Annotated in this window: 20 protein-coding genes and 3 tRNA genes; all 23 read right to left on the reverse strand. The window is 68.6% G+C overall.

Going from position 1 to position 25,453, the window contains the following annotated elements:
- Positions 1–792 (reverse strand): elongation factor Tu (locus AB0M52_RS09200; protein ID WP_363951025.1); only part of this gene is annotated, 792 nt, incomplete at its 3' end.
- Between the two features lie 221 nt (positions 793–1,013).
- Positions 1,014–3,110 carry an elongation factor G gene (gene fusA / locus AB0M52_RS09205; RefSeq protein ID WP_363951028.1) on the reverse strand — a complete coding sequence of 699 codons (2,097 nt, stop codon included), beginning with the start codon at positions 3,108–3,110 and terminating at the stop codon, positions 1,014–1,016.
- Between the two features lie 74 nt (positions 3,111–3,184).
- Positions 3,185–3,655, reverse strand: a complete 471-nt coding sequence (rpsG, locus tag AB0M52_RS09210) for a 30S ribosomal protein S7 (protein WP_091079418.1) — start codon at positions 3,653–3,655, stop codon at positions 3,185–3,187.
- Between the two features lies 1 nt (position 3,656).
- Positions 3,657–4,031, reverse strand: a complete 375-nt coding sequence (gene rpsL, locus AB0M52_RS09215) for a 30S ribosomal protein S12 (RefSeq protein WP_111215584.1) — start codon at positions 4,029–4,031, stop codon at positions 3,657–3,659.
- A gap of 485 nt (positions 4,032–4,516) precedes the next feature.
- The gene (locus AB0M52_RS09220; protein WP_363951032.1) at positions 4,517–4,888 is read right to left on the reverse strand and encodes a hypothetical protein; all 372 of its coding nucleotides are present in this window, start codon (positions 4,886–4,888) and stop codon (positions 4,517–4,519) included.
- A 732-nt stretch (positions 4,889–5,620) separates the two neighbouring features.
- Positions 5,621–5,986, reverse strand: coding sequence for a hypothetical protein (locus AB0M52_RS09225; protein WP_363951035.1), 366 nt, complete (start codon positions 5,984–5,986; stop codon positions 5,621–5,623).
- A gap of 166 nt (positions 5,987–6,152) precedes the next feature.
- Positions 6,153–10,040, reverse strand: a complete 3,888-nt coding sequence (locus AB0M52_RS09230) for a DNA-directed RNA polymerase subunit beta' (RefSeq protein WP_363951063.1) — start codon at positions 10,038–10,040, stop codon at positions 6,153–6,155.
- A gap of 103 nt (positions 10,041–10,143) precedes the next feature.
- Positions 10,144–13,575, reverse strand: a complete 3,432-nt coding sequence (locus AB0M52_RS09235; protein ID WP_363951037.1) for a DNA-directed RNA polymerase subunit beta — start codon at positions 13,573–13,575, stop codon at positions 10,144–10,146.
- A gap of 572 nt (positions 13,576–14,147) precedes the next feature.
- The gene (rplL, locus tag AB0M52_RS09240; protein ID WP_111214356.1) at positions 14,148–14,537 is read right to left on the reverse strand and encodes a 50S ribosomal protein L7/L12; all 390 of its coding nucleotides are present in this window, start codon (positions 14,535–14,537) and stop codon (positions 14,148–14,150) included.
- 55 nt (positions 14,538–14,592) lie between these two features.
- Positions 14,593–15,138, reverse strand: a complete 546-nt coding sequence (gene rplJ, locus AB0M52_RS09245) for a 50S ribosomal protein L10 (protein ID WP_111214357.1) — start codon at positions 15,136–15,138, stop codon at positions 14,593–14,595.
- Between the two features lie 505 nt (positions 15,139–15,643).
- Entirely contained in the window at positions 15,644–16,360 is a 717-nt protein-coding gene (gene rplA, locus AB0M52_RS09250; protein ID WP_363951040.1) for a 50S ribosomal protein L1, read from the reverse strand.
- Between the two features lie 82 nt (positions 16,361–16,442).
- The gene (gene rplK, locus AB0M52_RS09255) at positions 16,443–16,874 is read right to left on the reverse strand and encodes a 50S ribosomal protein L11 (protein WP_363951043.1); all 432 of its coding nucleotides are present in this window, start codon (positions 16,872–16,874) and stop codon (positions 16,443–16,445) included.
- A 205-nt stretch (positions 16,875–17,079) separates the two neighbouring features.
- Entirely contained in the window at positions 17,080–17,805 is a 726-nt protein-coding gene (gene nusG / locus AB0M52_RS09260) for a transcription termination/antitermination protein NusG (RefSeq protein WP_363951046.1), read from the reverse strand.
- Positions 17,806–17,843: 38 nt separating this feature from the next.
- Complete coding sequence (secE, locus tag AB0M52_RS09265; protein WP_363951049.1) at positions 17,844–18,206, reverse strand: preprotein translocase subunit SecE; 363 nt, start codon at positions 18,204–18,206, stop codon at positions 17,844–17,846.
- Between the two features lie 209 nt (positions 18,207–18,415).
- Positions 18,416–18,488 (reverse strand) — tRNA-Trp (locus AB0M52_RS09270).
- A gap of 126 nt (positions 18,489–18,614) precedes the next feature.
- Complete coding sequence (locus tag AB0M52_RS09275) at positions 18,615–19,007, reverse strand: MaoC family dehydratase (RefSeq protein WP_111214364.1); 393 nt, start codon at positions 19,005–19,007, stop codon at positions 18,615–18,617.
- A gap of 1 nt (position 19,008) precedes the next feature.
- Positions 19,009–19,455 (reverse strand): MaoC family dehydratase N-terminal domain-containing protein, encoded by a 447-nt coding sequence (locus AB0M52_RS09280; protein WP_363951052.1) that lies wholly within the window; start codon positions 19,453–19,455, stop codon positions 19,009–19,011.
- 129 nt (positions 19,456–19,584) lie between these two features.
- The gene (gene rpmG / locus AB0M52_RS09285; protein ID WP_007073056.1) at positions 19,585–19,752 is read right to left on the reverse strand and encodes a 50S ribosomal protein L33; all 168 of its coding nucleotides are present in this window, start codon (positions 19,750–19,752) and stop codon (positions 19,585–19,587) included.
- Positions 19,753–19,883: 131 nt separating this feature from the next.
- Positions 19,884–19,956, reverse strand: a tRNA-Met gene (locus tag AB0M52_RS09290).
- Positions 19,957–19,981: 25 nt separating this feature from the next.
- Positions 19,982–20,054: transfer RNA gene (locus AB0M52_RS09295), tRNA-Thr, on the reverse strand.
- 92 nt (positions 20,055–20,146) lie between these two features.
- Positions 20,147–22,672, reverse strand: coding sequence for a bifunctional diguanylate cyclase/phosphodiesterase (locus tag AB0M52_RS09300; RefSeq protein WP_363951055.1), 2,526 nt, complete (start codon positions 22,670–22,672; stop codon positions 20,147–20,149).
- 900 nt (positions 22,673–23,572) lie between these two features.
- Positions 23,573–23,833, reverse strand: a complete 261-nt coding sequence (locus AB0M52_RS09305; RefSeq protein ID WP_363951058.1) for a hypothetical protein — start codon at positions 23,831–23,833, stop codon at positions 23,573–23,575.
- A 59-nt stretch (positions 23,834–23,892) separates the two neighbouring features.
- A complete protein-coding gene (locus tag AB0M52_RS09310) occupies positions 23,893–25,329 on the reverse strand; it encodes a tyrosine-type recombinase/integrase (protein WP_363951060.1) in 1,437 nt (478 codons plus the stop codon).
- Between the last annotated feature and the right edge of the window lie 124 nt (positions 25,330–25,453).

Below are 25,453 nucleotides of genomic sequence, written 5' to 3' on the forward strand. Positions count from 1 at the left end.
CATCTCGATGCCGGTGCAGGTGGTCTTCATCGACTTCTCGCGGATGCCGACGATCTCCACCTCCTCGTTCGGCTTGAGGATGCCGCGCTCGGCGCGGCCGGTGACCACGGTGCCACGGCCGGTGATCGTGAAGACGTCCTCGATCGGCATCAGGAACGGCTTCTCGGTCTCGCGCTCCGGCTGCGGGATCGCGGTGTCAACGGCGTTCATCAGCTCCAGGAGCCGGCCGGTCCACTCCGGGTCGCCCTCGAGCGCCTTCAGCGCCGAGACGCGAACGACCGGCAGGTCGTCGCCCGGGTACTCCTGCGCCGAGAGCAGCTCACGGACCTCGAGCTCGACGAGCTCCAGGAGCTCCTCGTCGTCGACCATGTCGCTCTTGTTCAGCGCCACGACGATGTACGGCACGCCGACCTGGCGGGCCAGCAGCACGTGCTCGCGGGTCTGCGGCATCGGGCCGTCGGTCGCCGCGACCACCAGGATCGCGCCGTCCATCTGGGCGGCACCGGTGATCATGTTCTTGATGTAGTCGGCGTGACCGGGGCAGTCGACGTGCGCGTAGTGCCGCGCCTCGGTCTGGTACTCGACGTGCGCGATCGAGATCGTGATGCCGCGGGCCTTCTCCTCCGGCGCCTTGTCGATCTCGTCGAACGGCGTGTACGGGTTCAGGTCCGGGTACTGGTCGTGCAGGACCTTGGTGATGGCCGCCGTCAGCGTCGTCTTACCGTGGTCGATGTGACCAATGGTGCCGATGTTGACGTGCGGCTTAGTCCGCTCGAACTTCGCCTTCGCCACTGGTGTCCTCCTGTGGACTTCTTGGTTCGTTCGCCCCGGTGCGCCGGTCGGCGCTTAGGACTCTGTCGACAGCCTTTCCGGCCTGACGGCCGGAGAGCTTTGTGGGTTCTGCGGCGATGAAGCCTACAGGCCCGGAATTCACACAATCCGACCGAGGTGGTCGCGGTCGGGGAAATCCTCCCGCGACCACCATCGGATCAACGGATCAGCTCAGGTGAGCGTCACTCACCCGTCGCCTTGGCGATGATCTCCTTCGCCACCGAGGCCGGAACCTCGGCGTAGGAGTCGAACTGCATGCTGTAGCTAGCCCGGCCCTGGGTCTTCGACCGCAGGTCGCCGACGTAGCCGAACATCTCCGACAACGGCACCAGGGCCCGGACGATGCGGGCGCCACTGCGCTCCTCCATCGCCTGGATGATGCCGCGGCGGGAGTTGAGGTCGCCGATGACGTCACCCATGTTCTCCTCCGGAGTGGTGACTTCAACGGCCATCATCGGCTCGAGGAGTGCGGGGTCGGCCTTGCGGGCCGCCTCCTTCATCACCATCGAACCGGCGATCTTGAATGCCATTTCGGACGAGTCGACCTCGTGGTACTGGCCGTCCAGCAGCGTCAGCTTGACACCCACCAGCGGGAAGCCGGCGAGAATGCCGTACTGCATGGCGTCCTGGGCGCCCGCGTCCACCGACGGGATGAACTCCCGGGGGATGCGACCACCGGTGACGGCGTTCGCGAACTCGTAGGTCGGCGAGTCGTTGTCCAGCGGCAGCGGCTCCAGGCTCACGATCACCCGGGCGTACTGGCCGGAACCACCGGTCTGCTTCTTGTGGGTGTACTCGATCTTCTCCACCTTGCGGCGGATCGTCTCGCGGTACGCCACCTGCGGCTTACCGATGTTCGCCTCGACGTTGAACTCGCGGCGCATCCGGTCGACCAGGATGTCCAGGTGCAGCTCGCCCATGCCGGAGATGACCGTCTGACCGGTCTCCTCGTCCAGCTTGACGCGGAAGGTCGGGTCCTCCTCGGCCAGCCGCTGGATGGCGGTGCTGAGCTTCTCCTGGTCGGCCTTGGTCTTCGGCTCGATGGCGACCTCGATGACCGGCTCCGGGAAGGTCATCGACTCCAGGATGACCGGGTTCGCCGGGTCGCACAGGGTGTCACCGGTGGTGGTCTGCTTGAGACCCTGCACCGCGATGATGTCGCCAGCCTTGGCGGAGCTGCGCTCCTCCCGCTTGTTGGCGTGCATCTGGTAGATCTTGCCGATCCGCTCCTTGCGGTCCTTGGTGGAGTTGACCACCTGAGACCCGGACTCGACCACGCCGGAGTAGACCCGGACATAGGTGAGCTTGCCGAGGTGCTTGTCGGTCTGGATCTTGAACGCCAGGCCGGCGAACGGCTCCGAGGTAGACGGCTTGCGCTGCAGCGGCGTCTCGCCATCGGTCGCCGTACCCTCGATCGCCGGGATGTCCAGCGGCGACGGCAGGAAGTCGACGACGGCGTCGAGCATCGGCTGGACGCCCTTGTTCTTGAACGCCGAGCCGCAGAGCACCGGGTTGGCCTTGCTGGCGATGGTGGCCCGCCGGATGGCGGCCTTGATCTCCTCGACGGAGATCTCCTCGCCCTCCAGGTACTTCTCCATCACCGAGTCGTCGACGTCGGCCAGCGTCTCCATCAGCTTCTCGCGCCACTCGGCCGCGGAGTCGGCCAGGTCGGCCGGGATCTCCTCGATCGCGTAGTCCTCACCCTTCTGGGTCTCCCCGCGCCAGGTGAGGGCGCGCATGCCGATCAGGTCGACGACGCCGATGTGGTCGCCCTCAAGCCCGATCGGGATCTGGAGCACCAGCGGGGTGGCGTTCAGCCGGTCGATCATCATCTGCACGCAGCGGAAGAAGTCGGCACCGGTCCGGTCGAGCTTGTTGACGAAGCACATCCGGGGGACGTTGTACTTGTCCGCCTGGCGCCAGACGTTCTCCGTCTGCGGCTCCACGCCGGCCACGCCGTCGTAGACCGCGACCGCACCATCCAGCACCCGCAGCGACCGCTCCACCTCGACCGTGAAGTCGACGTGGCCGGGCGTGTCGATGATCTGGATCGTGTGGCCCTTCCACTCGCACTTCGTGGCGGCGGAAGTGATGGTGATACCGCGCTCCTGCTCCTGCTCCATCCAGTCCATGACGGCGGCGCCCTCGTGGACCTCACCGATCTTGTACGTGATGCCGGTGTAGAACAGGATTCGCTCGGTGGTAGTGGTCTTACCGGCATCGATGTGCGCCATGATGCCGATGTTGCGTACGTTGGCGAGCGCGTCTGCGGCGGCCACTTCAATCCCTACTTATCGTCGTCCCGACACAACTGGTGGCGGTCCCGGCACCGGAAGGCGCCGGGACCAGGGTGTTACCAGCGGTAGTGCGCGAAGGCCTTGTTGGACTCGGCCATCTTGTGCGTGTCCTCGCGCCGCTTGACGGCGGCACCGAGGCCGTTGCTCGCGTCCAGCAGCTCGTTCATCAGCCGCTCGACCATCGTCTTCTCACGACGAGCCTTGGAGTACGTCACCAGCCAGCGCAGACCGAGGGTGGTCGCCCGGGCCGGACGGACCTCGACCGGCACCTGGTAGGTCGCGCCACCGACACGGCGGCTGCGGACCTCGAGGGTCGGCTTGACGTTGTCCATCGCCCGCTTGAGCGTGACGACCGGGTCGGTGCCGGACTTCTCGCGGCAGCCCTCCAGGGCGGCGTACACGATGCGCTCGGCGAGCTGGCGCTTGCCGCGCAGCAGGATCTTGTTCACCAGCTGGGTGACCAACGGCGAGTTGTACACCGGGTCAGCGACCAGCGGCTTCCGCGGAGCGGGTCCCTTACGCGGCATGTCAGCTCTTCTCCTTCTTCGCGCCGTAGCGGCTGCGCGCCTGCTTGCGGTTGCGGACACCCTGGGTGTCCAGCGAACCGCGAACGATCTTGTAACGCACGCCGGGGAGGTCCTTCACCCGGCCGCCACGGACGAGCACGATCGAGTGCTCCTGCAGGTTGTGGCCGACGCCCGGGATGTAGGCGGTCACCTCGACCTGGCTGCTGAGCTTGACGCGAGCGACCTTGCGCAGCGCCGAGTTCGGCTTCTTGGGGGTGGTGGTGTACACGCGGGTGCACACGCCGCGCCGCTGAGGGGACCCCTTCAGCGCCGGGGTCTTGGTCTTACTCGTCTTTGCCTGGCGGCCCTTTCGGACCAGCTGCTGGATCGTGGGCACCGGGTTTCTCCGCTCCCTTCGGCCGCTGTCGCGACCGCACCGTCTGCCGTAGCCGACCTGATGATCGGCTCTCCTACATTCCGACCAGAGCCACCTTGCGGCGGTCCCGGCACCCGCGGTCGGGCGTGTCGCCCAGCTCACGGTCCCGGTTCCGACGCTCACGCGTGGGGGCCGGGGTTTTGTCACCGGCGCACGGAGCCGCACGCCGGGTCTTCTGGCTCAGTCGTGTCGCCGTCCGGAAACCGGATCGCCGGATCCAGCGCACGCACGAGTTGCCCGGGCACGCCCGGGCACAAGGGGAAAGAGTACCTACCACAGCCGCGCAGGTCAAAACGAGAGACCCGCCGGACTGCGCGCTGCTCGCCCGGCCAGGACCCGTCACACCACCCGCCCGTGATGGGCACCTACGGACACAAGTGTACCGGCTCCGCCGGAACCTGGCCCGGTTGCCCCGGGCAGGGCTCACCAGCCCACTGCAGGTCGGGTCAGGTCAGGGCAAGCAGGAGCGCCAACCCCAGACCCAGCAGGCTGAGCACGAGCCCGGCCCCACCACAGCTGATCCCGGCGATCGCCAGACCACGGCCGGTGAACCGGACCGCCGGCGGAGGCGCCGGCCGCCGGATCTGCCGCACGCCGAGCAGGCCGGCCACCACCGCACCCGCGCCGGTCAGGCTGCCCAGCGTGGCGAATGCGCCGGCGGCCCAGGCACCGTTGGCCCCTCCCCCGACCGCGCCGAAGCAGAAGACCAGGATCGACACCAGGATCGAGGTGATACCGGCCACCAGCGAGCCGACCGCCAGGCCCGAGGTGACCGGCGGCACGTCGAGGTGCACCACCGCGAACGGGGTCCCCGGCACCGGCTCCACCAGTTTGGGTGGCCGGGGACGGTCCTGGGGTGGTGCGGGCGCGGACGCCGGCCCTCCCCAGCCAGGGCCGGCATTCCAGCCCACCGGCGGCCCGAAGGCCGGCGGGCCCGAGGGCGCCCCGAAAGTTGGTGGGGGTGCCCCGAAGGCCAGCGGGGGCGGCGGTGCACCGAAGGCCGGCGGGCCCGGGGGTGTCCCGAAGGTCGGCGCGCCCGGGGGTACCGCAGGTCGCAGGCCCGGCTGCGGATCGAAGGCCGGCGGGGTCGCCGCGGACACCGGAGCCGCGGCATGAGGCGGACCGAAGGTCGGCGGGCCCGGGAACACCGGAGACGCGGCCGACGGCGGACCGAAGGCTGGCGGGCCGGGCGGCACCGCAGGCGCGGCGGGTGCCACTGGCCCGGGGGGTGCGGAGGGGGCGGGTGCCGGTAGCCCGGCGGGCGACGCCGGCGAGGCGGCTGCCGGGCCGGGGCCGGACAGCGGCGGCGGGTATCCAGTGGCAGTGGTCGGTGGCTCGGATCCGGGCCGCGCCCACCCGTCCGACTCCGCCGCGTCGGCGTCCGGGCGCCCCGCGGTGGGCTGAGCGGCCTCGCCGCCCTCGGGGCGCGCCGGTTCCGTCACGGGATCCTCCTCATCGGCCGCGTCCACCGCCGCGCGACGGACAACGGTCAGGCTACCTTCGCCCGTCAGTGCCTCGACGCCCGGCGCGAGGGGCTGTCCCCGCACGGGTCAGTCGACGTGCGGCGCGAAGTCCTGCCCGTACGGCGCCTCGGCGAGCCGGACCACCCCGATCACCAGGAGCGCCACCAGGCTGACCGCGACCAGCACCAGGCCCGTCCAGGCCAGCCGCTCGCCGCGACGCAGCCAGGCCGCGCCGGTGAGAAACCCCCCCGAGGCGTACGCCTCCCGGCGCGCCTGCCGGGCCAGTTGCAGCGCCACCGTGGCCGGCACCACCCCACCGATCAGCAAGCCGGTCAACGCGGCCATCAGTCCCAGCGCGAAGACCGCCCTGGCCTTGGTCGCCCGGACCGGATCCGGGTCGAGCGGGTGACGCGGTGCCGGCGCGGCGGGCGCCGATCCGGGTGCGATCGTCATAGCCACATGATGCCCCTGCCGGCGACGGCACGTGCCGCACCCATGGGCAAGGCCCGCCCGACCGGCCCCGGCGGTCCGCTCCCCCAGCCGACCACCGCGGCCCGTGTCGCGGACGCGAGAAGGCCCCCGGCAAACTGCCGGGGGCCTTCTCATGTCACCGCGCGGTCTAGCGGTACGACCCGAAATCGAAGTCGTCCAGCGGAACCGCCTGGCCACTGGCCGGCCCGAAACCGTAGTCGGTCTCCGGGTAGCCGGTCATCGAGTAGACCTTGGCCTTCGCCTCCTCGGTCGGCTCGACCCGGACGTTGCGGTACTTGCTGATGCCGGTACCGGCCGGGATGAGCTTACCGATGATCACGTTCTCCTTGAGCCCGACCAGCGAGTCGCTGCGCGAGTTGATCGCGGCGTCGGTCAGCACCCGGGTGGTCTCCTGGAAGGAGGCCGCCGAGAGCCAGGAGTCGGTGGCCAGCGAGGCCTTGGTGATACCCATCAGCACCGGACGACCCGCCGCGGGCTCGCCGCCCTCGGAGACGAGCCGGCGGTTCTCCGACTCGAACAGCGCCCGGTCGACCAGCACACCCGGCAGGAACTCGGTCGAGCCGGAGTCGATGACCGTCACCCGCTTGAGCATCTGGCGGATGATGATCTCGATGTGCTTGTCGTGGATGAGCACACCCTGGGACCGGTAGACCTCCTGGACCTCCTGGGTCAGGTGGACCTGGACCGAACGCGGACCGAGGATGCGCAGCAGCTCGTGCGGGTCGATGGTGCCCTCGGTGAGCTTCTCGCCGACCTCGACGTGGTCGCCGTCGTGCGCCCGCAGCCGGACCCGCTTCGAGATCTTGTCGTAGACGATCTCCTCGCTGCCGTCGTCCGGGACCACGACGATCTTGCGGGACCGCTCGCCGTCCTCGATCCGGATCCGGCCGGGGGTGTCGGCGATCGGCGCCTTGCCCTTCGGGATCCGGGCCTCGAAGATCTCCTGGACACGCGGCAGACCCTGGGTGATGTCCTCACCCGCGACACCACCGGTGTGGAAGGTACGCATCGTCAGCTGCGTGCCCGGCTCACCGATCGACTGGGCGGCGATGATGCCGACCGCCTCGCCGACGTCCACGATCTTGCCGGTCGGCAGCGAGCGGCCGTAGCACGCACCGCAGACGCCCAGCTTCGACTCGCAGGTGAGCACGCTGCGCACCCGGACGGTCTCGACCCCGGCTTCGACGATCTTGTCGACCAGGATCGAGTTGATGTCCGCGCCCCGCTCGGCGACAACGGTGCCGTCCGGCCCCTTGATGTCGTCGGCGAGGGTACGGGCGTGCACGCTCGTCTCGGCGTGCTCGTGCACCACGAGCTTGCCGTCGAGCTGCTGGCCCACCTGCATCGGGATGGCCCGGTCGGTGCCGCAGTCTTCCTCGCGGATGATGACGTCCTGCGAGACGTCCACCAGACGCCGGGTCAGGTAACCCGAGTCGGCGGTACGCAGGGCGGTGTCCGCGAGACCCTTGCGGGCACCGTGCGTGGAGATGAAGTACTCCAGCACGGACAGACCCTCCCGGTAGCTGGCCTTGATCGGCCGCGGGATGATCTCGCCCTTCGGGTTGGCCACCAGACCACGGATCGCCGCGATCTGCCGGAGCTGGAGCAGGTTACCGCGGGCACCCGAGTTGATCATCTTCCACAGCGGGTTCTCCTGCGGCAGCGCGGTGTCCATCTCCTTGGCGACCTCGTTGGTCGCCTTGGTCCAGATCTCGATGAGTTCGCCGCGGCGCTCCTCGGCGGTCATCAGACCACGCTGGTACTGCTTGTCGATCCGGTCGGCTTCCTTCTCGTATCGCTCCAGGATCTCCCGCTTGCGCGGCGGAGCGATGACGTCCTCCATGCCGATGGTCACGCCGGACCAGGTGGCCCAGTGGAAACCGGCCTCCTTGAGCCCGTCAAGGGTGGCCGCGAGGGCCACCTTCGGGAACCGCTCGGCGAGATCGTTGACGATCGCGGAGAGCTGGCCCTTGCGGATCTCGTAGTTCACGAACCGGTAGCCCTGCGGCAGGGTCTCGTTGAACAGCACCCGGCCGAGGGTGGTCTCCACGGTCAGCGGCTCGCCCGGAACCCAGCCCTCGGGGCCGGTCCACGGCTGAGCGCCGGCACCGTTGTCGACCTCCACGACGTCGCGCAGTCGGATCTTGACCGGCGCCTGCAGGTGCAGCTCGCCGTTGTCGTACGCCATCCGCGCCTCGGCGTCCGAGCTGAACGCGCGACCTTCCCCGCGCTCACCGGGGGTGAGGTGGGTGAGGTGGTAGAGCCCGATGACCATGTCCTGGGTGGGCATGGTGACCGGCTTGCCGTCGGCCGGCTTGAGGATGTTGTTCGACGACAGCATCAGGATCCGCGCCTCGGCCTGGGCCTCGGCGGACAGCGGCACGTGCACCGCCATCTGGTCACCGTCGAAGTCGGCGTTGAACGCGGTACAGACCAGCGGGTGGATCTGGATGGCCTTGCCCTCGACCAGCTGCGGCTCGAAGGCCTGGATGCCCAGTCGGTGCAGGGTCGGCGCCCGGTTGAGCAGCACCGGGTGCTCGCCGATGACCTCTTCCAGCACGTCCCACACGACCGGCCGCTGCCGCTCGACCATCCGCTTGGCGGACTTGATGTTCTGCGCGTGGTTGAGGTCGACCAGCCGCTTCATCACGAACGGCTTGAACAGCTCCAGCGCCATCTGCTTGGGCAGGCCGCACTGGTGCAGCTTGAGCTTCGGGCCGACCACGATGACCGAACGGCCGGAGTAGTCGACGCGCTTGCCCAGCAGGTTCTGGCGGAACCGGCCCTGCTTGCCCTTGAGCATGTCGGACAGCGACTTCAGCGGACGGTTACCCGGGCCGGTGACCGGCCGGCCGCGGCGGCCGTTGTCGAACAGCGCGTCGACGGCCTCCTGCAGCATCCGCTTCTCGTTGTTGACGATGATCTCGGGCGCGCCGAGGTCGATCAGCCGCTTGAGCCGGTTGTTCCGATTGATCACCCGGCGGTACAGGTCGTTCAGGTCGCTGGTCGCGAAGCGGCCACCGTCAAGCTGCACCATCGGGCGCAGGTCTGGCGGGATGACCGGGACGCAGTCCAGCACCATGCCGAGCGGCGAGTTGCGGGTGTTCTGGAACGCCGCCACGACCTTGAGTCGCTTGAGCGCGCGGATCTTCCGCTGGCCCTTGCCGGTACGGATGGTCTCCCGGAGGCTCTCCGCCTCGGCGTCGAGGTCCATGTTCTGCACCAGGGCCTTGATCGCCTCGGCGCCCATGCCACCGGTGAAGTACTCGCCGAACCGGTCCCGCAGCTCGCGGTAGAGCAGCTCGTCGGTGACCAGCTGCTTCGAGTCCAGCTTGCGGAAGGTGTCGAGCACCTCGTCCAGGCGGTCGATCTCGCGCTGGGCCCGGTCGCGGATCTGGCGCATCTCGCGCTCTCCGCCCTCCTTGACCTTGCGCCGGACGTCCGCCTTCGCGCCCTCGGCCTCCAGCTCGGCCAGGTCGGCCTCCAGCTTGGCGGCCCGCTTCTCGATCTCCGAGTCGCGGCTGTTCTCCGACTGCCGCTTCTCGGCCAGGAGCTCGTTCTCGATCGTCGAGAGGTCACGGTGACGCGCCTCGGCGTCAACGCTCGTCACGACGTACGAGGCGAAGTAGATGATCTTTTCGAGATCCTTCGGGGCGAGGTCCAGCAGGTAGCCCAGCCGGCTCGGCACGCCCTTGAAGTACCAGATGTGGGTCACCGGGGCGGCGAGCTCGATGTGGCCCATCCGCTCACGGCGGACCTTCGAGCGGGTCACCTCGACGCCGCAGCGCTCGCAGATGATGCCCTTGAACCGGACCCGCTTGTACTTACCGCAGTAGCACTCCCAGTCCCGCTGCGGACCGAAGATCTTCTCGCAGAAGAGCCCGTCCTTCTCCGGCTTGAGGGTGCGGTAGTTGATCGTCTCGGGCTTCTTGACCTCGCCGTGCGACCACTGACGGATGTCGTCGGCGGTCGCCAGCCCAATTCGCAACTCGTCGAAAAAGTTGACGTCGAGCACGTTCAATTCCCTCACACGTCGCTTGTTGCGCTAGCAGCTGACCGAGTCTGGCTCCGGGACGGGGCGACCCGCATGGGGAAAGCCCCGCCCCGGAACCTCAACGTCACACTTCCTCGACCGAGCTCGGCTCGCGCCGGGACAGATCGATACCCAGCTCCTCCGCGGCCCGGAACACCTCGTCGTCGGTCTCGCGCATCTCCAGGGCCACACCGTCGCTGGACAGCACCTCGACGTTGAGGCACAGCGACTGCAGCTCCTTGAGCAGCACCTTGAACGACTCCGGGATGCCCGGCTCCGGGATGTTCTCGCCCTTGACGATGGCCTCGTAGACCTTCACCCGGCCGAGAACGTCGTCGGACTTGATCGTCAGCAGCTCCTGCAGGGCGTACGCGGCACCATAGGCCTGCATCGCCCAGCACTCCATCTCACCGAAGCGCTGGCCACCGAACTGCGCCTTACCACCCAGCGGCTGCTGAGTGATCATCGAGTACGGACCGGTCGACCGGGCGTGGATCTTGTCGTCGACCAGGTGGTTGAGCTTCAGGATGTAGATGTAGCCGACGGCGATCGGGTCGGGCAGCGGCTCGCCGGAGCGACCGTCGAACAACTGCGCCTTGCCGCTGGCACCGATCAGCTGCTTGCCGTCCCGGTTAGGCAGGGTCGACGCGAGCAGACCGGAGATCTCCTCCTCGCGGGCACCGTCGAAGACCGGAGTGGCCACGTTGGTGTCCGGCTCGGAGGTGTCCGCACCGATCCCCTGGAGCTGACGCTTCCAGTCGGCGTCGTCGCCCTCGACCTTCCACCCCGTCTTCGCCACCCAGCCCAGGTGGGTCTCCAGCACCTGGCCGATGTTCATCCGGCTCGGCACACCCAGCGGGTTGAGCACGATGTCGACCGGGGTGCCGTCCTCCAGGAACGGCATGTCCTCGACCGGCAGGATCTTGGAGATGACACCCTTGTTGCCGTGGCGGCCGGCGAGCTTGTCACCGTCCTGGATCTTCCGCTTCTGGGCGACGTACACCCGGACCAGCTCGTTGACCCCCGGCGGCAGCTCGTCGCCGTCCTCCCGGGAGAAGGTACGCACGCCGATGACCGTGCCGGTCTCACCGTGCGGCACCTTCAGCGAGGTGTCCCGGACCTCGCGCGCCTTCTCACCGAAGATCGCGCGAAGCAGCCGCTCCTCCGGGGTCAGCTCGGTCTCGCCCTTCGGCGTGACCTTGCCGACCAGGATGTCGCCGGGGACGACCTCGGCGCCGATCCGGATGATGCCGCGCTCGTCGAGGTCGGCGAGCATCTCCTCGCTGACGTTCGGGATGTCGCGGGTGATCTCCTCCGGGCCGAGCTTGGTGTCCCGCGCGTCGACCTCGTGCTCCTCGATGTGGATCGAGGTGAGCACGTCCTGCTGCACGAGGCGCTGCGACAGGATGATCGCGTCCTCGTAGTTGTGGCCCTCCCAGCACATGAACGCCACCAGCAGGTTGCGTCCGAGCGCCATCTCGCCGTCGTCGGTGCACGGACCGTCGGCGATGACCTGGCCGGCCTCGACCCGGTCGCCCTCGAAGACCACCGGCTTCTGGTTGACGCAGGAGCCGGCGTTGGAGCGGCGGAACTTGTGCAGCAGGTACGTCCGGCGGTGGCCGTCGTCCTGGTGCACGGTGATGTAGTCGGCGCAGAGGTCCTCGACCACGCCGCCGACCTCGGCGACCACCACGTCACCGGCGTCGACCGCGGCACGGTACTCCATGCCGGTGCCGACGAGCGGCGACTCGGCCTTGACCAGCGGCACCGCCTGACGCTGCATGTTCGCGCCCATCAGGGCCCGGTTCGCGTCGTCGTGCTCCAGGAACGGGATCATCGCGGTCGCGACCGAGGTCATCTGCCGCGGCGACACGTCCATGTAGTCCACGGCGCCCGGCGCGACATCCTCGGTCTCGCCGCCCTTACGACGGACCAGGACGCGATCCTCGGCGAACGTGCCGTCGGCCTTCAACGGCGCGTTGGCCTGCGCCTTGACGAACCGGTCCTCCTCGTCCGCGGTCAGGTAGTCGATCTGGTCGGTGACCCGACCGTCGACGACCTTCCGGTACGGCGTCTCGATGAAGCCGAACGGGTTGACCCGGGCGAAGGTGGACAGCGCGCCGATCAGACCGATGTTCGGGCCTTCCGGCGTCTCGATCGGGCACATCCGTCCGTAGTGGGACGGGTGCACGTCGCGGACCTCGAAGCCGGCCCGCTCCCGGGACAGACCACCCGGGCCGAGCGCGCTCAGCCGGCGCCGGTGGGTCAGGCCCGCCAGCGGGTTGGTCTGGTCCATGAACTGGGACAGCTGCGAGGTGCCGAAGAACTCCCGGATCGCGGCCACCACCGGGCGGATGTTGATCAGGGTCTGCGGCGTGATCGCCTCGACGTCCTGGGTGGTCATCCGCTCGCGGACGACCCGCTCCATCCGGGACAGGCCGACCCGAACCTGGTTCTGGATCAGCTCGCCCACGGTACGCAGCCGCCGGTTGCCGAAGTGGTCGATGTCGTCGGCCTCGTAGCCCTCCTCACCGGCATGCAGCCGGCAGAGGTACTCCACGGTGGCGACGATGTCGTCCTCGGTCAGCGTGCCCGTGGTGATCGGCACACCGACTTCGAGCTTCTTGTTGAACTTGTACCGCCCGACCTTGGCGACGTCGTACCGCTTCGGGTTGAAGAAGAGGTTGTCGAGCAGGGTCTGGGCGTTCTCGCGGGTCGGCGGCTCGCCAGGGCGCAACTTCCGGTAGATGTCGAGTAGCGCCTCGTCCTGGCCGGCGATGTGGTCCTTCTCGAGCGTGGTCATCATCAGCTCGGACCAGCCGAACTTCTCACGGATCCGCTCGGCCGACCATCCGATGGCCTTGAGCAGCACCGTGACGGCCTGCCGGCGCTTGCGGTCGATGCGGACGCCGACCGTGTCGCGCTTGTCGATGTCGAACTCCAGCCAGGCACCCCGACTCGGGATCACCTTGACGCTGGAGAGGTCGCGGTCGGAGGTCTTGTCCGGCTGCTTGTCGAAGTAGACGCCCGGCGAGCGGACGAGCTGGCTGACCACCACACGCTCGGTGCCGTTGATGATGAAGGTGCCCTTCGGCGTCATCATCGGGAAGTCACCCATGAACACCGTCTGGCTCTTGATCTCGCCAGTGGTGTTGTTGGTGAACTCCGCGGTCACGAACAGCGGCGCACAGTAGGTGAGGTCCTTCTCCTTGCACTCCTCGATCGAGGCCTTGACCTCGTCGAAGCGCGGCGCCGAGAAGGAAAGCGACATCGTGCCGGAGAAGTCCTCAATGGGACTGATCTCGTCGAGGATCTCCGCGAGACCCGAGCGTGCGTGCGGGTCGTCCGCCGACCGGCCCTGCCAACCCTCGTTGCCGACGAGCCAGTCGAAGGACTCGTTCTGAATGGCGAGGAGGTTGGGGACCTCGAGGTGTTCGGTGATCCGACCGAAGGAAACTCGGCGGGGAGCGAATGCGCTCGACGTACGACTGGTCTTCGCAGGGCGGGAAGCTGCCAAGATGCGTCCTTCCGAGGACCGGTGCTGCAGAACGGCTGGTACGCGTGCACTCCAATGACCCCACCAGAAAATATCCACAAACGGACATTTCCGAGCAGGGGTCAAGTCGGAAGGCAGCGCAAACTAGCAGTGTAGCCGAGAGGCTAACCGCTGTCCAGCCCACCCCGCAGGAAGTTGCGGAACGAGCCTCGGGACCCTTGACCGGGTCGCACCGGGCCGCTCGGAACGCAACGTTCCCGCCGGGCCGCTCGGGTGTCTGCGGGCGAGTGGTGCTGCCCCTTCACTACCCGTGCGGTGGCCGTCGCAAGCGCGGAAGGTCTTGCTGATGTCAGCGTGCCTGGCAGCCCAGGGCCGCGTCAAGGGCCGGCAGCCTCATCCGGTGCTCTTTCCCACCGACGGGCGAGGCTGCGGGGCCCGCACCGGGCCGGACGCCGGCCGGCGACGCCCCTGCTCAAGCCCACTCGCCCACCGCGCCACGAGCACGGCGGACGGCGATCCGTGTCGGATCGCCGCCCGCCGCGACGTGGTGTGCCCCGGCTCACGTACACCGGGACGGCCAGGTGGTGCTCAGGTCACTTGAGGGTGACCTTGGCGCCCTCGCCCTCGAGCTTGGCCTTGGCCTTGTCGGCGGTCTCCTTGTTGACCTTCTCCAGGACCGCCTTCGGTGCGGCCTCGACCAGGTCCTTGGCCTCCTTGAGGCCCAGGCCGGTCAGCTCACGCACGACCTTGATGACCTGGATCTTCTTGCCACCGTCGGCGTCGAGAACGACGTCGAACTCGTCCTTCTCCGGCTCGGCCTCGGCGGCGGCACCGCCGGCGGCCGGGCCCGCCATCATCATCGCGGCCGGAGCGGCGGCGGTGACCTCGAAGGTCTCCTCGAACTGCTTCACGAACTCGGAGAGCTCGATCAGCGTCATCTCCTTGAACGCGTCGAGCAGCTCGTCGGTGCTGAGCTTCGCCATATCTGGCGTCCTTTCCTAAAAGATTTACCTAAGAACGTGGGTGCGCCTCGGGGCCTCAGGCCGCCTCGGCGCCCTCCTTCTCGCGCTTGTCCTGCAGTGCGGCCGCCAGGCGGGCGGTCTTCGACAGCGGGGCCTGGAACAGGGCCGCGGCCTTGCTCAGGTTGCCCTTCATCGCGCCGGCCAGCTTGGCCAGCAGCACCTCGCGGGACTCCAGGTCGGCGAGCTTCGTGACCTCGGCCGCGGAAATGGCCTTGCCCTCGAAGACGCCGCCCTTGATGACGAGCTTCGGGTTGGCCTTCGCGAAGTCGCGAAGCCCCTTCGCCGCCTCGACGACGTCGCCCGAAACGAAAGTCAGCGCGGTAGGACCGGTGAACAGCTCGTCGAGGCCGGAGATGCCCGCGTCCGCCGCAGCACGCTTGGCCAGCGTGTTCTTGGCGACCGTGTAGCTGGTCTCCTTGCCGAGCGAGCGCCGCAGCTGGGTGAGCTGGGAAACCGTCAGACCGCGGTACTCGGTCAGCACGGTGGCACCAGCGGCGCGGAAGCTCTCGGTCAGCTCGGCGACGGCCGTGGCCTTGTCGGCCCGGATCGGCTTGTCCGCCATGTCCCTCCTCTCTCGTTGCTCGAGGCTGGTCACCGTCGCAGGCGAGTGCCTGTGACGGGAGCGGAGGCATCGCGGCAACAGAAAAGCCCCGGCGCAGGGCGCACGGGGCGAGGCCGGCGGGATCACCACGGTCGGCGGACCGCAGGATGCTGCCAAGTTTCGCTTGCCGCCCTGCGCGGGTCGCCCGTCATCGCGGGACCTTCGACCGTGCCGAGGCACGGTGACCAGCGGTCTCTGGGTGGTACTTCGCAGCCAAGGCTACGCGACACTTGCAGTAACCGCCAAATCGCCCCCGGAGTGCGCCCGCTCACCCTCGCCGTGTCGCCCTCAGCCCCGCCAGCGGCGGGCCCGGACGTGACCAGCCAGCGCCACCGCGGCCCGGGCCAGCGCCCACCCCGTCAGCGACACGGCGGCCGGGCCGGAAAGCGCGCCAGCCAGCGCGCAACACCCGACACACGGACGGGGCCCCGCCACGATGTGGCGGGGCCCCGTCGCGGGATCGTGCTCAGCCCTCGGCCGAGCCCTCCGAAAGGTTCTTCACCAGGTTCGGGTCGACCGGAACGCCCGGGCCCATGGTGGTGGTGAGGGTGACCTTCTTGAGGTACTTGCCCTTCGCCGCGGACGGCTTGGCCCGCAGCACCTCGTCGAGGACGGCCGCGTAGTTGTCCACCAGCTGGGCCTCCGAGAACGAGGCCTTGCCGATGATCAGGTGCAGGTTCGAGTGCTTGTCCACCCGGAAGGTGATCTTGCCGCCCTTGATGTCGGAGACCGCCTTGGTGACGTCCATGGTCACCGTGCCGGTCTTCGGGTTCGGCATGAGACCGCGCGGGCCCAGGATCCGCGCGATCCGGCCGATCTTGGCCATCTGGTCCGGCGTGGCGATCGCCGCGTCGAAGTCCAGCCAGCCACCCTGGATCCGGGCGACCAACTCGTCCGTGCCCACCTCGTCCGCTCCGGCGGCGACGGCCTCCTCGGCCTTCGCGCCGGCGGCGAAGACGATCACGCGGGCGGTCTTACCGGTGCCGTGCGGCAGGTTGACCGTGCCGCGGACCATCTGGTCCGCCTTGCGGGGGTCGACGCCGAGGCGCATCGCGACCTCGACCGTGGCGTCGAACTTGGCGGTGGTGCTCCCCTTGGCCAGCTTGACGGCCTCGGCGGGGGTGTAGAGCTTGGACCGGTCGATGGCCTCGGCGGCCTTGCGGTAGCTCTTGCTGCGCTGCATGTTCTGTCTACTCCTGTGGTCTCTGGCGGGCCGCGATCCTCGCGCGCCCTCCCACGATCCGTACGGTCGCTGTTGGCCGAGGTCAGTCGGTGACGGTCAGACCCATCGACCGGGCGGTGCCGGCGATGATCTTCTCAGCCTGCTCAACGTCGTTGGCGTTGAGGTCGGCCATCTTCTTCTCAGCGATCTCGCGCAGCTGGGCGCGGGTCACCGAGCCGACCTTCTGCGTGTGCGGGACGCCCGAGCCCTTCTGCACACCGGCAGCCTTGATCAGCAGCCGGGCAGCGGGCGGGGTCTTCAGCACGAAGGTGAAGGAGCGGTCCTCGTACACGCTGATCTCGGCGGGGACGATGTCGCCCCGCTGGGACTCGGTCTGCGCGTTGTACGACTTGCAGAACTCCATGATGTTCACGCCGTGCTGACCGAGCGCGGGGCCAACCGGCGGCGCCGGAGTGGCCTGGCCCGCCGGCAGCTGAAGCGTGAACGTCTTGACGAGCTTCTTCTTCGGAGGCATGTCTCTTCCTGGGGCTTGGAACTGGGAAAGGTTCGCACCGACACCGCCGTCGGGCGCGCACGGTCAGCGCGGGTGCGGCGGCGGCGACGTTCTAGGGTAGCGCAGGCCGGCTGGCACCCGCCCACGGAGGTTGGCCGGCCAGGCGAACCGACACCCGATGGCGACCGCCGGCGACGGATTCCCGCCGCCGCCAGCGGTCGGCGGGTCAGATCTTGGCGACCTGATTGAAGTTCAGCTCCACCGGCGTCTCGCGGCCGAAAATCGACACCAGCACCTTGAGCTTCTGCTGGTCGGCGTTGATCTCGCTAATCGTGGCCGGCAGCGAGGCGAAGGCACCGTCGGTGACCGTCACCGAGTCGCCGACCTCGAAGTCGAGGACCTTGACCTCGGGCTTGGCCTTCTTCTGCTCGGTCTCGACAGCCGGCGCCAGCCACTTCAGCACCTCATCGAGGCTCAGCGGCGCCGGGCGGTCGGCCCGGTCCGTGGCACCCACGAAGCCGGTGACTCCCGGCGTGTTGCGTACGCAGGAGTAGGACTCCGCGGTCAGCTCCATCCGGACCAGGATGTAGCCCGGGAAGACCTTGGCCTGCACCTGGGAACGCTTGCCGTTCTTGACCTCGACCTCTTCCCGGGTCGGCACCTCGACCTGGTAGATGTAGTCCTCCATGTCGAGGGACGTGATCCGGGTCTCGAGGTTGGTCTTGACCTTGTTCTCGTAGCCGGCGTACGAGTGCACCACGTACCAGTCACCCGGCGCGTAGCGCAGCTTCTGCCGCAGCTCCGCGACCGGGTCGAAGTCCTCGTCGGGCGCGGGCTCCGTCATGGCGAACTCCGGCTCGCTGACGGCCTCGACCGACTCGTCACCAGCCGCCGTCGCCACCGTGGACTGCTGCTCGTCCGAGGTCTCGGCGGTCTCGTCGTACTCAGGCACGCTCGCTCACTTCCGTCACTATCGGCACAGTCAGCCGGTCAGCTGGGGTTGCCGAAGACCCACAGCACGCCCTTGGCGAAGGCGAAGTCGAGGACGGCCACGATCGTCAGCATCACCGCGACGAACGCGATCACCACGGCCGTGTAGGTCAGCAGCTCCTTGCGGGTCGGCCAGATGACCTTACGCAGTTCCGCCACGACCTCGCGGAAGAAACGCGCGATACGGCCGAACAGCCCCACCTTGCCGGCGGTCTCCGCCTTGGCCCGTTCCCGGGTGGCGGTGCCGCCCCGGGAAACCGGCTCCTCCGCGTCGGTGGCGTCGTCGTCGGCGCCGTCACTGACGACCTCATCGTTCAGGCGGTCGTCGTCGGCGTCCTCGCCGCGCCGCTTGTTGTCGGCCACTTCGCCCTCCGTCGCGGGATGTCGGTGTCGCACGCGGTGCGCGTGCGCGGCGCTTGGTCACGCCGGCCGGACCAACCGTCCCGGGACGGGCCGCGGCCGGCGGATCAACCGGAGGGCCCGATGCCTCGGAACCTTCCGCCAATGCCACCACCACGGGCCGGGCGCCACCGAAAGGCGGCGCGACCCACGGAACAGTCAGGCCTGAGGCGCAGGGGTGACAGGACTTGAACCTGCAGCCTGCGGTTTTGGAGACCGCTGCTCTGCCAATTGAGCTACACCCCTGTGCGGCAACGCTCACCCTGCCCGGCCACACGACCATGCAGGGGTCACTTGCCCCACGGCGGACCAGTGTACGGGTACCGACCCGACTTTCCCAACCGGTCTACCCATCGCGCCGCGCGGCGCCGGTCAAGCCGCCGTCCGCACGGTTGCCCGCGCCTGCGAGAGCACCTTCTCACCGAGGCAGGTGGCGGTGACGTCGAGCCTGGTCAGGCCGTCCTCGGTCACCTCGCGGACCACCGCGGTCACCACGATCTCGGTGCCCTCTTCGTCGTCGGGTACGACCACCGGGCGGGTGAACCGCACGCCGTACTCGACCACCGCGTCGGGCGCGCCGGCCCAGGCGGTGACGGCCCGGCCGACCAGCGCCATGGTGAACATGCCGTGGGCGATCACGCCGGGCAGGCCGACCTTCGTGGCGATCCGGTCGCTCCAGTGGATCGGGTTGAAGTCGCCCGAGGCGCCGGCGTAGCGGACCAGGTCCGCCCGGGTCACCCGGAACGTCTGGGTGGGCAGCTCCACGTCAGGCCTCCCCGCGTACGACGATCTTGGACCAGACCGCGACCACCGGCTCGCCGGCGGTGGTGCGGACGTCGGTCCGGGTGGTCAGGAACTCGTGTCCGCCGCGGCTGGTGATGTCCTCGACAGTGTTGACGCAGACCAGCTCGTCGCCGGCCACCACCGGCCGGGTGTACGCGAACCGCTGGTCGCCGTGGACAACCCGGCTGTAGTCGACCCCGAGGGCCGGGTCCTCGATCAGCTGACGGCTGGCGGCCATGGTGAGCACCACGGCGAAGGTCGGCGGCGCGACCACGTCCGGGTGGCCCAGCGCGCGGGCGGCCTCCGGATCGTGGTGGGCGGGATCGGTCGCACCGATCGCGGCCGCGAACTCACGGATCTTCTCGCGGCCCACCTGATAGGGGGCGGTCGGCGGGTAGCTCCGGCCGACAAAGGAGTGGTCCAGGGGCATGCCGCGAACCTACACGCAGAACACGATCGCCGATCCCTCGCGGTCGGCCACGGACCCGAAGGCCGCGCCGTCCACAGGGACCGGCGATCGTCGTACGTACGCAGCCGGGCCGAACGGCCCGGAGAGGATTCAGCGCGTTTCGCGGTGAACGGTGTGCCGCCCGTCCCGGGGGCAGAACTTCTTCAGCTCGATGCGGTCCGGGTCGTTACGGCGGTTCTTGCGCGTGATGTAGTTGCGCTCCTTGCACTCCACACACGCCAAAGTGATCTTCGGCCGGACATCGGTCGCCTTCGCCACGGCGGAGTGCCTTCCTCGCTAACGGATACAACTACGGCGCTACAGCCTACACGCTGCCAGCGCGGACATGCAAAGCGGGCGCCTGTGGCGCCCGTCCCACCGACCACCAGGAGCGCCCCGGCAGACGAGAGTAGCGGTGGCCGGACTTGAACCGGCGACACAGCGATTATGAGCCGCTTGCTCTGCCATCTGAGCTACACCGCCGCGGTGGGCCCAGCCGGACCCTCTGAGCCCCCTTACGGAATCGAACCGTAGACCTTCTCCTTACCATGGAGACGCTCTGCCGACTGAGCTAAGGGGGCCTGCGCGATCACTCGGTGGCCGCGCAGAGGTAAGACTACACGGCCCTGCCGTGCCGGTGAAATCGGATACCCCCGTGGCGCGTACGCCCAGGTCAGGGCACCACGCGCAGGCGCGGAAGCTCGCTTTCGGAGATCGACTCCGGGTCGACCTGGGCGCCGAACCAGGCTTCCAGCCGCTCATACGGCAGCGGGCGGCTGAACAGGAACCCCTGGCCGATCTCGCAGCCGATGTCCTGCAGCAGTTCCAGGGTCAGCTCGCTCTCGACGCCCTCGGCCACCACGGTCAGACCGAACTGCTGGGAGAGGGTGACCACGGCGTTGACGATCGCCAGGTCCCCCGGGTCGGTCGCCATCCCCTGCACGAAGGAGTGGTCGACCTTCACCTCGTGCACCGGCAGCCGGCGCAGGTGGGCCAGCGAGGAACTGCCGGTGCCGAAGTCGTCCACCGACAGGCGTACCCCGAGGTCGCGCAGACGGCGCAGGGTCGGGATCGGCCGCTCGGTGCCGTCCAGCACCCCGGCCTCGGTGATCTCCAGCGTCAGCAACTGCGGCGGGACACCGTACTCGTCCAGCAGCTCGCGTACCCGCTCCGGGAAGTGCTGGTCGGTGAACGTACGCGCGGAGAGGTTGACCGCGACGGCGAGTGACTGGCCGCCGTGCGCCCAGTCCCGGCTGTGCCGCAACCCCTCCCGGAGCACGAACTCGGTGAGCCGACCGAGCTGGCCGGTGTGCTCGGCCACCGCGACGAAGTCCTCCGGAGCGACCGTGCCGTGGGTCGGGTGTTCCCAGCGGGCCAGGCACTCCACCCCGACCAGCCGGCGCTCCCGCAGCGTCACCTTGGGCTGGTAGTAGATCTCCAGCTCGCCGTTGTCGAGGGCGGTGCGCAGGTCGCTGGCGAGCCCCAGCCGGCGTAGCGACCGGGACTCCAACGCCGGGCTGTACAGCTGCACGCTGCCCGGTACCGACTTCGCCGCCGTCGCCGCCATGTCCACCCGCTGCAGCAGGGTCGCTGGGTCGCTGCCGTGATCCGGGTGTACGACGACCCCGACGGCGGTGTCCACGTCCAGCGTGAGAGCGTCGAAGACCATCTCGTCGCGGATCTGCTCCCGCAGTTGGCCGGCGAGTTCGACCGCCGCCTCGACGCTCTCCAGCCGCAGCGTCACCAGGAACTCGTCCCCGCCAACCCGACCGACCAGCGCGGCCGACGGCACGCATCCGCGTAACCGGTCGGCCACCTCCACCAGCACCTTGTCCCCTGCGGCGTGGCCGAGAGATTCGTTGACCTGACGCAGCCGGTCGACGTCGAAGAGCAGCAGCGCGACCACCTCGCCGGGGGCCCGGATCCGGACCGCCTCGGCCAGCGCGCCGAGGATCCGACGGCGGTTGGGCAGCTTGGTGAGCCCGTCGTGGTACGCGTCATGCCGCAGCCGGTCGACCAGCCGGGAATTCTCCAGCGCCACCGCGGCGTGCGCCGCGACCGTCTCGAGGATCGGCACGTCGACCGGAGCGAAGTGCCCCACGTCGCTGAGCCGGTTCACCACCTCGACCGTCCCGATGACCACCTGGCCGGAGCGCAGCGGAACGGCGATCACGTCTTTGACCTGCTGCCGGGTCAGCTCACGGCGCAGTGCCGGGTCACCGCCGAGCAGCCGCCCGGCGGCAAGCGTCTGGCCGGATTCCAGAGTGCGCTGACGGACCACCCCGGGTGTCTGCGCCACATCGAGCAGGCCGCGGTCGTCCAGCCGGGCGGTGAGCAGCACCTCCGGATGGCGGCCCTGGGCCGGTAGCCAGAGGGTGGCGTACTCGGCCTGCATCAGGGCGCGGATCCGGCCCAGCAGGATGTCAGCGAGGTTCCCCTCCGCGCCGGCACTGGCCATCGCGCGGGTCAGCTCGTACATGTCGCCGAGGGTGCGGTGCTGCCGAAGGAAGCGCGAGTAGGACCGGTATAGCAGCACGCCCGCGATGGTGATCGCGCCAAGCAGCAGGATCGACCACAGGGTACTGGCCAAGGTGATCAGGATGAGCAGGCCGACCACAACGTTCAGCGCAAGGGTGAGGAAAACCTGGGCGGCCGTACCCGCCGTCTCCCGGGAACCCTGCCAGCCCTGCAGCAGCGTGATCACGCCAACCACCGCGGCCAGGCTGATCAGGCTGTTCGCCGTGATCGCGGCAAACAGGATTGCCCAAGTGCCAGGGCCGACCCCGTTCAACGGCGGGGCCACCGCCACGACAAGCCCCGCTACTGAGACGCCGGCGGCGTCCCTCGCCACGTTGAACCACAGCTTCGGCGGCGGGTAGCGACGGTAGGTCTGTGTGATGATCGCCGCCATGGTGGCGATCATCACGACCAGCAGTGGGCTGAGGCTGTAGAACGCGAGGACCAGCGGTATCTCGGTGAGGGTGACAACGGCGGCCTGCCGTCGGACGACGAAATTCAGGGTGGGGATGCCCGCCACGACCATCACGACCAGCAGGAGCGCCGCCAGGAGCACATCCCGCTCGCCGAGTTCCGCGGAAAAGGCCAGGATGGCGATGCTGGCCACGGCCAAACCCGCGAGGGGTGCGGTGATCAGCCAGGCGGTCGCGACTGGACGGCGTGGTGCCTCTCTAGCCGGCACGCAAAGGCCCCCTCACCGGTTCGCCGAGTGCCGCCTGGTCAGCGCGCGTTTGATGCGACCACAACGTCCGGCGCGGGAGCGCCCCACTCAACGCCGTTGGCCGTGAGCGGGGCAGTTTCCCCACCGAAACCGATGAGCTGCACCTCGCCGAATCCGGCCACGGCAGCACTCACCGCAGCGAGCAAGGCGGTTGCCGCGATTGCGGCAAGCACACGGCCACTCCTTCGACGAGACATCGGGAGTACTCCTGCCTTCGGGGGGTGTAGCGACGGGTACGCCGATCGTGCCACAGCCAGAGCAGCCGGAAAAGCGGGCGAACGGGCATCCCCGGTCCCCGTACGTGCGACCTGCCGTCTTCGACGATCGAAGGTCCCAGTCACGTCCCCACTGAGCATCTGAGGATGCCCAAAACGACAAGGCATGCGATTTGCCAGTATCGGGCCGGAGGCCCTCGAACCTGGCAGGCCATGTACACGCCGCACTACCACTCTTGCCGCTACCCGCCAGTCGGTCAACGGTCAAACACTCACCAGAGTGGCGGACACACGACACGGAGGGCGATGAAGAAGATCTCGGACACTCGGCGGCCAGGCCACGAGACGCTCGGTCGCCACTCAGCGCAAGGGCGGCAGAACGTATGCGACACGATCAGCGAACGGTCCCGGGTCGGATTCAGCGGGACTAACGACTTCTGCCCCTGATCAGCATTTCTGCTGGTCAGGGGCCGTTGTCGCACCTGGTGGCGGGTAGAGGATTCGAACCTCTGTAGCTTTCGCGACGGATTTACAGGGCGTCCGCGATCTTGCACCGGTCAGTGGTCCTGAGCTGGCACTTCTCTTCTCGGTCCAAGACTAATGGGTCCGTCTGCCCACCATCTGCCCACGCCCACAACGAGCGGTCTTACAGTCCCAACCTGAGCTTCATGGTTTTTTGAGAGGCTCCTGGCGCCCAGGCGCACGGCTGGAACACAAAGGTATCTTTGCAAGTGAGGAATTTTTTTAGGTCGGCCAGCGACACCAAGGCGTTGGGACCGAAGGCCACCATGCCGCCCGTGAGGGCAGCAGCAATGATCGACATGACCAGTTGGAACCGCGACGGTGCCTCCGCGAACCCAGCAGACGCCGCTGTCCAGGTGGCACCTGCTGTGACGAAGGCGCTCACGACCCTCCGCCGGCGCTCACGACTCCTTGCCACAGGATCGATGATGGCACTGAAAAGCATCATCCGAGCGCATCGCCGATCTTGTCGTTGATCGTGTCGTCTCCCCCATCAATGCAGTTGGCGTAGACGCGGAGCAGTACGGCGACGCCGTGGCCCAGGCGCCGGGCGACCTCGGTCGGTGCGACGCCGGCATTCAGCCAGAGCGAAGCCGCCGCGTGACGCAGGTCGTAGGGCCGACGGACGAGCGGCGAGGCAATCTGCGATTCAGTCAGCGCCCTCTCGCGGGCGAGCTTCCACCAGCGGTCGTAGACCGACTCCGAGAGCGGGCCGCCGTGCAGTCCCCGGAAGAAGCGACTATCCGGACTAACACCGTGATTCTCGACGTGCACGCAGAGCAGCTCGACGAGGCGGGGCGGGATTGGGACCGTACGAGTCTCGGCCCTCCCCCGGTGCTTGAGGCCACGCCGCTCGTGGGAGCCGCCGTCGTCGGTCCAGTGGGAGCCGGCGCGTGGGGAGGTACCGGCGAGGACCAGGCGACCCCAGCGGTATTCGATCTTCTGGTGGTCGCAGGACCTGGAGGGCTTGACCGCCGCCATGTCGTCGAAGTCGGTACCGCAGTCGGCGCACCGGCCGGACAGGTCGCAGTCGTCGCGCCGGAGGTCGGCGGCCTCGGAGGGGCGCATGCCTGCGTAGTAGAGGCAGCCGAAGAACGCGGTGACCTTGTCGGCGCGTTTGCCGAGAGATTTGACCGCCTCCAGCAGCGCGGCGACCTGGGTCGGGCTTGCCACCACCCGGCGGTCGATGGACTGAGCAACCTCCGGAGCGGTCCACTGCACCCGGTCGACCGGGTTGGAGTCGATCAGCTCCAGCTCGACGGCGTACCGGAGGGCGTTGTAGAAGGTGGCGCGCTTGCGCTGGACGGTGGAGGCAGCCGCGGGCTTGCCGTCGAGGCGTACGCAGAGGCTGTCCAGGACGCGGCGGACCATCGCGGGTGAGTCCAGCTCGACGACGGGGATGGACGCGGTTTCGAGCCAGGCGAGCGCCGCCGCGTGGTCGGCCGGGATCTCCTCGGACCAGCGGCGCGGGTTGAGGCCGTAGAGGTACAGCGCCTCACGGAGCAGGGCGTCATTCGGTCGGCCCCGCCTGGCCGGACGGGTCAGGGTCACCGTGATGGAGGTGAGCGCTTCGACGATCGACCGTCGGGTCTTCGCCGCTGCTCGGGGCCACTTCATCTCGACGTACGCGCGACTGTGCGCGTACCAGGTGGTGGGGTTTTTGGTTCTGGCCTCGGAGACCGGGCGGCCGGTGGCTGGGTCGAAGGGCTCCCCCGCGTTGGCCGCCTGGACCAGCTCGGCGCGGAACGAGTGCGCGAGGGCCTTGGTACGGAACATGTCCTCGAAGCGGTGGCCGCTGACTGCCCAGCGGACCCGCCAGGGCCGTGCCTTGCGGTCGGCGCGTTTGGTGATCTCCCAGATCTGGACCTCGTAGCTCTTCATGCGGCGTCCTGCTCCAGGTCACCGAGCCACCGACCGAGCGCCGACCGGCGGACCCGTAGCTGACCGTTCGGGAGCTTGATCACCCGTGGTCCCTTGCCGGTCTGCCGCCAGTAGAACCAGGTCG

This window comes from Micromonospora sp. NPDC051296, from assembly GCF_040682255.1.
Taxonomy (GTDB): Bacteria; Actinomycetota; Actinomycetes; order Mycobacteriales; family Micromonosporaceae; genus Micromonospora; species Micromonospora craterilacus.

Coding starts and splice junctions, on each gene's coding strand:
- AB0M52_RS09310 (WP_363951060.1), bottom strand. CDS start 25,329: ATGAAGAGCTACGAGGTCCAGATCTGGGAGATCACCAAACGCGCCGAC.
- rpsG (WP_091079418.1), bottom strand. CDS start 3,655: ATGCCGCGTAAGGGACCCGCTCCGCGGAAGCCGCTGGTCGCTGACCCG.
- rplK (WP_363951043.1), bottom strand. CDS start 16,874: ATGCCTCCGAAGAAGAAGCTCGTCAAGACGTTCACGCTTCAGCTGCCG.
- rplL (WP_111214356.1), bottom strand. CDS start 14,537: ATGGCGAAGCTCAGCACCGACGAGCTGCTCGACGCGTTCAAGGAGATG.
- rplJ (WP_111214357.1), bottom strand. CDS start 15,138: ATGGCGGACAAGCCGATCCGGGCCGACAAGGCCACGGCCGTCGCCGAG.
- AB0M52_RS09280 (WP_363951052.1), bottom strand. CDS start 19,455: ATGCCCCTGGACCACTCCTTTGTCGGCCGGAGCTACCCGCCGACCGCC.
- rplA (WP_363951040.1), bottom strand. CDS start 16,360: ATGCAGCGCAGCAAGAGCTACCGCAAGGCCGCCGAGGCCATCGACCGG.
- AB0M52_RS09225 (WP_363951035.1), bottom strand. CDS start 5,986: ATGACGATCGCACCCGGATCGGCGCCCGCCGCGCCGGCACCGCGTCAC.